This is a genomic window from Pseudomonas sp. EGD-AK9 (genome assembly GCF_000465935.2).
Classification (GTDB): Bacteria; Pseudomonadota; Gammaproteobacteria; order Pseudomonadales; family Pseudomonadaceae; genus Aquipseudomonas.
In genome coordinates, this window is the sequence record NZ_AVOF01000488.1 from 1 (window position 1) to 1,824 (window position 1,824).

2 protein-coding genes are annotated in these 1,824 nt (G+C 69.8%); one reads left to right on the top strand and one right to left on the bottom strand.

What is annotated here, in order from left to right:
• Positions 1-548, top strand: a 548-nt coding sequence (locus N878_RS19325; RefSeq protein WP_021445208.1) for an SDR family oxidoreductase, incomplete at its 5' end; no start/stop codon positions are given.
• A 97-nt stretch (positions 549-645) separates the two neighbouring features.
• On the opposite strand, the gene N878_RS19330 is transcribed toward N878_RS19325, so the two are convergent.
• Positions 646-1,638, bottom strand: coding sequence for an AraC family transcriptional regulator (locus N878_RS19330; protein WP_021445209.1), 993 nt, complete (start codon positions 1,636-1,638; stop codon positions 646-648).
• Positions 1,639-1,824 lie beyond the last annotated feature (186 nt).

Genomic DNA, 1,824 nt, shown 5'->3' on the forward strand with positions numbered 1-1,824 from the left:
GCACCGAGGAGGCGCCGCAGCGCCTGGTCGAGGCGCTGCCCGACGGCGTCGACATTGTCGTGCACAACGCCGGCATCACCCGCGACAAGACCCTGGCGAAGATGAGCGATGCCTTCTGGAACTCGGTGATCGCGGTCAACCTCCAGGCCCCGCAAGTGCTGACCCAGGCCCTGCTGGACGCCGGCAAGCTGCACGACAACGGCCGCGTGGTGCTGATCGCCTCGATCAGCGGCATCGCCGGCAATCTCGGCCAGACCAACTATGCGACGAGCAAGGCCGGGGTGATCGGCCTGGCCCAGGCCTGGGCGCCGGCGCTGGCCAAGCGCGGCATCAGCATCAACGCGGTGGCGCCGGGCTTTATCGAGACGCAGATGACCGCCGCCATCCCGCTGGGCATCCGTGAGGCCGGACGGCGGATGAACTCGATGAGCCAGGGCGGCCTTCCGCAGGACGTCGCCGAAGCCGTGGCCTGGTTCGCCCAGCCCGGCTCCGGCGCGGTCACCGCGCAGGTGCTGCGGGTGTGCGGGCAGAGTCTGCTGGGCGCCTGAGTGGAATTGGTGGGCTGAAGCGGAGCGCCGCCCGGCCCGTCCTACGGCAGAGAGCGGTTGCAGGCTCCGCTTCAGCCCACCAGAGCGAAACGTCGCCTCACGCCTTGCCGCGCTTGCGAAACTCCACCGGCGTCTCGCCGACCCAGCGCTTGAACGCGCGGTAGAAGGTGCTCGGTTCGGAGAAGCCGGTGCGCTCGACTATCACTTCGATGCGCTCGTCGGTCTTCAGCAGCAGCTCCTTGGCCAGGCGGCAGCGGTAGTCGGTGATCAGGTCGTTGAAGCGCACCCCGGCCATGGCCAGGCGCTCGCGCAGGCGCCGCGCCGGCATGTTCAGCCGCGCTGCCACCTGCTCCAGGGTGGCGCCGCCATCGACCAGCAGCTCGCCGATCAGCTCGCGCACCTGGCGCACCAGGTCCAGGCGCTCCACCTCGGCCAGTTGCCGGCGCGCCAGCGACTCGTGCATGCGCAGCAGTTCGGGCGCGGCATGGCGCGAGGCCTTGTCCAGCACCGCGGCGTCGAACACCAGGGCGTAGTCCTCGGCGCCGAGCCGTGCGGGGCAGCCGTAGACCTGCTGGTAGCGCGCCGCCGGTGCACCTGCGGCATGCATCAGGCGCACCTCGCGGGAGACGAATGCGCCTTCGGTCAGGGCGTCGAACAGGCGGATCACCGCGCCGGCGAGCATCTCCGGAAAGTGCCGCGGCGTATCGGGCGCCAGGCCCAGGCTGAGCACGGCGCGTTCGCCCTGCACCTGCAGGCCGGCGTTGAGCGTGTCGGAGAGCAGGCGCACGTAGCGCAGGGCGTGGCGCAGGCCGCTGCCGAAGGTGTCGCTGGAGAGGAACAGGTATTCCAGCAGCAGGCCGTGGAAGGCCGGCAGGTGCTGGGCCAGGAACAGGCCGACATGCTCCTGCCCGCACTCTTCGCTGGCGGCTTTCCAGAACAGCGCCTGGGCGCTGTGCGGGAAGCGTCCGGCGGGCAGGCCGCCGGGCGGCAGGCCGACGCGCGCCAACACCCGGTCGGGGTCGGTTCCGCTGGCACGCAAGGCATCGATTACCGGGCGCATCAGCGCCACATCGTCGGTCAGATCACGCATTTTTAGGTTTTCTTGTTATCCGTGAGGCGCCGCCATCTTAGGGGCAGCAGAGGCCATGGCGCAAACCGGCGCGGCAGGCGGATTGACTGGCTTGCCGCAGAGGCGGGCAGCGCAGCCAATGTCGGGACGAGCGGGGCGGCTAAGCTGCTGCATTCATTTGCCGAGGAGTTTGCCCATGGCCGTCGA

What these genes read in the sequence shown, in the direction of transcription:
- N878_RS19330 (WP_021445209.1), bottom strand. Translation starts at nt 1,638, where the DNA reads ATGCGTGATCTGACCGACGATGTGGCGCTGATGCGCCCGGTAATCGAT.